Here is a 6993-nt window from a genome sequence, read left to right as displayed (position 1 = left end):
GTCGCGCCATCGCTGGCTGCCCAACCTGCAGCGGATCAAGTTCGAGCAGAACGGCACGGTCCGCCGGGGCTACGTCTGCACGCGCTGCATCAAGGCCGGCGCTGTGCGCAAGGTCGTCTAAGTGCGCAAGGTCGTCTGAATCGCCGGGATCCCGATACCGCTTCCCGCCAGATCAGCGCAGCCTCTTGAAGATATGGACCAGCCCTCCCGACGCGACGGGGGGGCTGATCTGTTGCGGGGCCAGCGCCGACACCGCCCCGCGCAGGGGTTGCGCCATCTGACGCGGATCCAGCCAGCCGATGTCCCCGCCGGTCGAAGCCGCGGCCCCGACGCTGTACGAGGTCGCCAGGGCCGCAAAGTCCACGCCGGCCGCGATCTCCCCGCGGACCAGGGTCGCCGCCTCCTCGTTGGGCAACGCGATGTGCAGCAGCAGGACCTGCCCCGCGGCGAGCAGGTCGACCTCCCGCTGGCGGCGGGCCAGCACCTCGTCGCGCCACGTCCCGAGTTTCGCCGCGTTGCCGACCCCGTCGGCGAGCATGCCGGCGAGTTCGTTCAGCAGCCGGCCGTCGTCGCCGAGACGTTCCAGCAGTCGCGCCTTCAGCAGCCGCGCCTCCAAGACACGCGGACCCAGCTGGCAGGCGCGCGTCGCTTCGAGCAGGGCTTCGGCCAGCCGGCTGCGGCCTTCCAGGTGGAGCGCGAAGTTGAAATGCCCGATGGGGTCCTCGGGAGCGACGGCGACGTAACGGCGGAATTCGGCGTCGGCCTCCTCCTGGCGTCCCAGCAGCTCCAGGGTGTTGGCCAGGTGGAACCGCGAGGCCGCCTGGTCGGCGTCCCGCGCGAGGGCGGTCCTCAGCGCGGTCTCGGCCTGCTGGTAGCGACGGGCGGCGAAATAGGCTTCGCCGAGCACGGCCCAGGAGGCGGCGCTGTCGTCGCGTCGGACCGTCTCGCGACCGGTGGTCACGGCGTAGGCGGTATCGCCGGCCATGATGCCCAGTTCGACGGCGCTGCGCAGGTCGGCGGCGGAGGGGGAACCGTAGGAGAGCGCGTCGGCCCAGTGGGCCAGCGCCTGGCGCCAGAGGGCCCGCTTCTGCGCGATCCGCGACAGGGTCTTGTGGACGTTCGGCGTGCCCCCGGTCACGCGCACTAGCTGGGTGAACAGCCCGTAGGCCGGCTGCTCCTCGCCCTGCTCCAGCAGCAGGCGGGCCATGGCCTCCAGCAGGCCCGGGTGCTCCGCGCCGGCGGCGAGCCCCTGCTCCCACTGCGCCCGCGCGGCCGCGAGGTCACCAGAAGCGAGCAGGGCGCGACCGTACCAGTAGCGGGCGTCGGGCGTGTCGGGGTGGTTCGCGACGGCGCGGGAGCCCCAGGACAGCGCGTCTTGGAGGCGCCCGTCCTCCAGCGTCAGCACCGCGAGGGCGACCAGGACCGCCACGTCGACGTCGGGATCCTGCGCGCAGTCGGCGAGTCCCGGTTCGGCGGCTCGCCGCTGGCCGGCCTGGTAGAGGGCGAGCGGTTCGGTGCAGTCCGCGGCGGTGCCGCCGCCTCCACCACGCACCGGCGGCGCCGGTTGCGCGACGGCGACGGCGGCGAGCAGTGACAGCAACAACGGGACGAGATGCTTCACGCGAGACTCCGATCGGCGACTGCGGCGGGATCGCCCGTCGCGACGCCGGTTCAGCCGATCCAGCGCCGGATGGGATCGAGCCAGAAGGACGGATCGAGCCACGTCCAACGCAGGTCCTCGGGCGAGAGTTCCCGGCGGCGGCGCAGCAGGCCCATGGCCTGGGCGCTCCGTTCCTGGCGGTGCAACAGCCCCAGGCGTTCCTGGAGCAGCGCGTCGGAGATGGCATCGGGCGTCGATCCCTCCCCCGTGTCGTCCAGGATCAGGTAGGCCCGCACCAGCAGGGCGGCCAGCGGTTCGGTCGCCTCGCCCTCCTCGACGAGCTCGCGCAGCAGGGGCAGGGCCGCCAGCCAAGCCCCGGACGACGCCAGGGAGCGCGCCCGCAGCAGGCGCCAGGCGGGCGCCTCGGCCGGAGCGGGCGGGAAATCCGCGGGCTCGGCCGCGCCTCCCTGCGCCAGCTTCAGGTGGAGCGCCAGGTAGGCGCGACGCGGGTCCCCGGGGGCCTGATCCAGGTGAGGCCACTGCTCCAGCAGCTTGCCGAGCCGGTCCCAGCGTTGCGACGAGAGCAGGTGGCTGCCCAGGAAGTGGTGGTAGTCGGCGTCGAGGAACCACTTCTCGCAGAGGTCCTCGAGCCGGCGGCGAGCCTCGTCCTGCTGACCGTCGAGTTCGTCGGCCGCCGCGAGCAGCAGTTCCGCCATGGGGAACGAGGCCGCGAGGTCGTGCCACGGGTGCAGGGCGCGGCGCGCCTCGTCGCGCCGACCGGTCAGCAGCGCCAGCGACGCGTTCAGGTAGGCGCAGAACAGCGCCTCCCCGGGGTGGCCGGCGATGGGGTCGGTCAGCTCGTCCTGGGCCAGGATCACCTCGCGCGCGTCCCGGAAGCGGTGCTGGTCGGCGAGGATCAGGGCCTTGAGGTGGGCGGCCGTGCGGTAGCGGGGGTTGAGGCGCAGGGCCTGGTCGACCTCGGCCAACGCCTCGGTGTTGCGGCCGGTCTGGAACAGCGCCGCCGCCAGGCGCACGCGGTGGTCCGGGTAGGTGGGGTTCGTCGCGCAGAGTTCGCTCATGCGGGCGATCCCCTCGTCCCAAGCGCCCGACCGGCAGGTCTCGACGGCCTCGCGGACCCGATCGCCGTCGCGGGAGGCGTCCGCGGCCTCGCGCAGCAGCGCGAGCAGGTTGTCGGGCAGGTTCGCCGCGGTGAAACGCCCCGCGCCCGCGAGGTGCCGGATCAGCGGGTGCTCGACGCGTCGGCCGCTGGCCAGCAGCTCGTTCAGGCTGGCCGCCGCCCGCTCGGCGTCGTCCAGGCTGCCCAGGGCGGCGGCCTCGAGCAGCCGGCCCTCGACGTAGTCGGCGTTGTGGCTCAGGGCCAGGCGCGCCGCGTCCAGCGCCTCCTCCCAGCGGGCCGTCGAGGCGAGCGCGACGCCGTGCCAGAAGTGGAGGTCCGGGTAGGTCGGCCAACGGTCGGCGGCTTCGGCGAACAGGGGCACCGCGCCGGCGGGATCGCCCGCGCTCACCAGCCGGCGGCCCAGCTGGGTCAGGCACTGGCGCAGGTGGAAGTCGGAGAGCGGGGTGGCCCGACCCTCCCGGAGGGCGTCGGCCGCGCGCAGCAGGGGCAGGGCCTCGTCGTAACGGCCCTGCTCGCAAAGCGAAACGCCGGAGTGGTGCGCGTCACCGCTCCGGCGTCCCCACCATTTGCCCCACAGCGGCATCTCAGTCCAGGTATTTGCGGGTGTACGCGGGCTCCGAGAGATCGCGACGCGCCGCCTCCCCCACCGGCGCGGCGGTGCGGCGGCCGGACGGCGCCAGGCGGTCGGAAAGCTCCCGCACCTCGTGCAGCGGCACGACGTTGGAGTCGACGCGGGCGGCGCGGCCGGTCGCGGCCGGCGGCGGCGCCGCCAGATCCGACTCCTCGTCGTCGAAACGCAGCGTCGCGTCGGCCGCGGGCCAGGCGGCCGCGGCCGGGGGCAGGACGACCGACGACGCGGCGGCGCCCGCGGCGGCCGCCATGACGCGCAGGATCGGCGGCGCGGGCGCGGCCTCCTCCGGCATCCCCTCGTCCGTGCCGTCCGCGGGTTCCTCCGCGAAGGCCGCCGCGGCGAAGTCGGGTTCGAAGTCGACGAACGACAGGACCGGCGTCTCGTCGAGTCGCGCGGCGGCGAACGACGGTTCGGCCGGCTCGTCCGCGCCGATGGTCTCGTCGACAGGCGCGTCCCAGGCGGGCGGCGCGGGTTCTGCGGCCGCGGGCTCTTCAGCCGCGGGTTCAGCCGCGACGGGCGTCTCGTCGACGGCGGCCGCGGCGAGGGCCGCGACGGCGGCGGGCTTGGCCACGGGCTCGTACACGCCGCCGCGGTCGAAGCCGGTGGCGATGACCGTGACCTGGAGCGTGTCGCCCAGGTCCGGCTCGATCCCGTAGCCGAAGATGATGTGGGCCTGGTCGCCGGCGGCCTCCTGCACGAGGCTCATCACGGCGTTGGTCTCCTTCAGGCTGACCTCGGCGCTGGTGAGGTTCACCAGCACGCCCTTCGCGCCGCGGATGTCGACATCCTCGAGCAGCGGCGAGCTGATGGCCGCGCGCGCCGCGACCTCGGCGCGGTTCTCGCCGGTCGCCTTGCCCGTCCCCATCAGCGCGACGCCCATGCCCTGCATCACCGAGCGCACGTCGGCGAAGTCGAGGTTGACCATGTGGGGCTTCATGATGATGTCGTGGATCCCGCGCGTCGCCTCGTAGAGCACGGTGTCGGCGAAGCGGAAGGCTTCGGTCATCGACGTGTCCGGCGGCACGACCTCGAGCAGCCGCTCGTTGGGGATCACGATCAGGGTGTCCACCGACTCGCGCAGTTCGGCGAGGCCGGCTTCCGCCTGGCGCAGGCGGACGCGGCCCTCGAAGCGGAACGGCTTGGTGACCACGCCGACGGTCAGCGCGCCGAGTTCGCGCGCGATGCGGGCCACGACCGGCGCGGCGCCGGTGCCGGTGCCGCCGCCCATGCCGGCGGTGACGAAGACCATGTCGCTGCCCTCGAGCGCGTCGCGGACCAGGGTCTCGTCCTCGACGACGGCGTGGCGGCCGACGTCGGGATCGCCGCCGGAGCCCAGACCGCGCGTGGTCACGCAGCCGATCTGCAGCACCGTGTCGGCGCGCGAGGAGTGCAGGGCCTGCAGGTCGGTGTTGACCGCGATGAAGTCGACACCGTCGAGACCGGAATCGATCATGCGGTTGATGGCGTTGCCGCCTGCGCCGCCGACGCCGGCGACGCGGATCCTGGCGAGTCTCTCGGTGGGTTCGACGAGTTCGAACATGACAGCCCCTCTCCTCCGTGATCGGGTGTGCCGTCGGTGGATCTCAACGGAATGCTGACTTATTTCTTAACACATCATGCTGGGGGTGTCCAACAGGTTTTTCCCCAGGGGTCGTGGTTTTTTGCCATCCCGCTCAACGGCGGCGGAACAGCCCCCCGAGCCAGCCCTTCGGCCTGTGGGGCGGTTCCCCGGGCCCGCCCTCCGCGCCGGCGTCCTGGCCGCCGCCCAGCGCCCAGAAGGCCAGGCCGACCGCGGTGGCCCACTGGCCCTCGGGCAGGGGCTTGCCCCCGGACAGTCCCAGGGGAGCCAGGCGGCGCTGCGCCGGCAGCGACAGCACCTCCTCGATCAGCTGCTCGGTGCCCGCGCAGCGCGAACCGCCGCCGGTCACCACGACGCCGCGGTGCAGCAGGGACTGCTGGAAGTCCTGCCCCATGTCGCGCTTCACGAGCGAGACGATCTCCTCGAGGCGGGGTTCCAGGATCGCGGCGACCAGCCCCGGCGACTCGTCGGGCTCGCCCTCCTCGAAGAGCACCTCGGGATCGACGTCCTCGGCGAGGCTGCGCAGCGCCAGCCCTCGCTGCCGCTTGATGGTCTCGGCCTCGGCGGCGCTGACGCGCAGGCCGTGGGCCAGGTCGTTGGTCATGTGCACGCCGCCCCAGGGAACGGCGCCGCTGCCGGCGATCCGGCCGGAGCGGTGGATCACCCACTGCGTGTGCAGCCCGCCGATGTCCAGCAGCAGCACGCCCTCCTGCCGCTCCTGCGGCGACAGCAGCGCCGAAGCCGTCGCCAGCGCGTCGATGTGCCAGCTCGCGGCGTGGTAGCCCGACTTCTCGATCGTGTGCTCGAGGTTGTGCTGGACGCTGCTGGAACCCGTGACGAGGTAGGCGTCCACCTCCAGCAGCGAACCCGGCCGGTCGAGCGGGTCGACGACGCCCGGGATCCCGTCCACGGTGTAGGACACGGGATTCGAGGCCAGGATGGCGTGATCGAACGGGATGGCGATGCTGGTGGCCTTCTCCAGGACCGCCTCGACGTCGCGCGCGTCCACGGCGCGGCGGTTGGGCCCGATCTTGTGCTGACCGCGCGCCCACAGCGAGCGCAGGTGCGAGCCGGAGATGCCGTAGCAGAACCCCGCGATGTCCACGTTCGCCGACGCCTCGGCGGCGCGCACCGCCTTGGCGATCGCCCGGCTGCCGGACCCGACGTCCACGAAGTCGCCGTCGCGGAAGCCCGCCGCCTCGGCGCTGCCCGTGCCGAGCACCGTCAGCCCCCCCTCCGGCGACGGCGCGGCCACCAGGACGCGGAATTCCGTGCTGCCGAGGTCGCAGGCGACGATCAGCTGATCATGTTCCATGGTCGTCCTTCTCTCGCGTCGGCTCCGTGGTGTCGGGCGGAGCCGGTTTTTCGACCGAGACCTGGCCCTGGAAGCGCAGGTCGACGATGCAACTGTCCGGGATGCTGTCCCGGACGCCGAGATACCGCGTCAGGCGCGCGGTGAAGCCCTCGCGGCCGAGGATCAGGCGGCCGCCCTCTCCCGCCAGCACGAGCGACAGGCCGCGCTCGTCGCGCAGGACGAAATCGACCGGGTGCGCCGTCTCCAGCCCCGTGCCGCGCACGGCGTCCACGAGATCGCGCAGCATGTCGGCGTCGCGCGGCGGCAGGCCGCGGCCGGCGTCGCCGACGCGGTCCACCAGCAGCGGCAGGTCCAGCGGCGGCAGCACGTCGGGCAACCGCAGCCGGCGGCCGTTCTCGACCAGCACGTCGCGGTCCCCCCCGCCGGCCACCACGACCTGCGGCCGCCACTCCTGCAGGCGGACGTGCAGGGTCGAGGGCAGCAGGCGCGTGACCTCGGCGTCGCGGACCCACGGCAGCAGGCGCAGCGAGTCGGTGAACGCGGCGGTGTCGAAGCGCCACATGTTGCGGCCCAGCGCCCAGCGCAGGCGCCACTCCAGCTCGGCGCGGTCGGTGAACCGGTAGCGGTCCGTCTCGACGCGGGCCACCGCGAACTTCGACGCCGTCAGCAGCCAGAGCGCGCAGCCGCCCACGACGACGGCGATCTCGCCGCGCACCTCGTTGGATTCGGC

Annotated in this window: 6 protein-coding genes; 1 reads left to right on the top strand and 5 read right to left on the bottom strand. The window is 73.3% G+C overall.

The window, feature by feature from the left end:
* Nucleotides 1-16: 16 nt before the first annotated feature.
* Nucleotides 17-121, top strand: a complete 105-nt coding sequence (locus Q7W29_00315; protein MDO9170257.1) for a L28 family ribosomal protein — start codon at nt 17-19, stop codon at nt 119-121.
* Nucleotides 122-172: 51 nt separating this feature from the next.
* On the opposite strand, the gene Q7W29_00310 is transcribed toward Q7W29_00315, so the two are convergent.
* From Q7W29_00310 to Q7W29_00290, 5 genes are all read right to left on the bottom strand, one after another.
* Nucleotides 173-1621, bottom strand: coding sequence for a tetratricopeptide repeat protein (locus tag Q7W29_00310; GenBank protein ID MDO9170256.1), 1449 nt, complete (start codon nt 1619-1621; stop codon nt 173-175).
* A 50-nt stretch (nt 1622-1671) separates the two neighbouring features.
* Complete coding sequence (locus tag Q7W29_00305) at nt 1672-3321, bottom strand: tetratricopeptide repeat protein (protein MDO9170255.1); 1650 nt, start codon at nt 3319-3321, stop codon at nt 1672-1674.
* A 1-nt stretch (nt 3322) separates the two neighbouring features.
* Entirely contained in the window at nt 3323-4909 is a 1587-nt protein-coding gene (gene ftsZ / locus Q7W29_00300; GenBank protein ID MDO9170254.1) for a cell division protein FtsZ, read from the bottom strand.
* A 133-nt stretch (nt 4910-5042) separates the two neighbouring features.
* Complete coding sequence (gene ftsA / locus Q7W29_00295; GenBank protein MDO9170253.1) at nt 5043-6263, bottom strand: cell division protein FtsA; 1221 nt, start codon at nt 6261-6263, stop codon at nt 5043-5045.
* A partial coding sequence (locus tag Q7W29_00290; protein ID MDO9170252.1) for an FtsQ-type POTRA domain-containing protein occupies nt 6253-6993 on the bottom strand: 741 nt, incomplete at its 5' end. The genes ftsA and Q7W29_00290, both read right to left, overlap by 11 nt.

It is taken from the genome of bacterium (assembly GCA_030654305.1).
Classification (GTDB): domain Bacteria; phylum Krumholzibacteriota; class Krumholzibacteriia; order LZORAL124-64-63; family LZORAL124-64-63; genus PNOJ01.
This window is presented reverse-complemented; position numbering and strand designations above follow the sequence as displayed.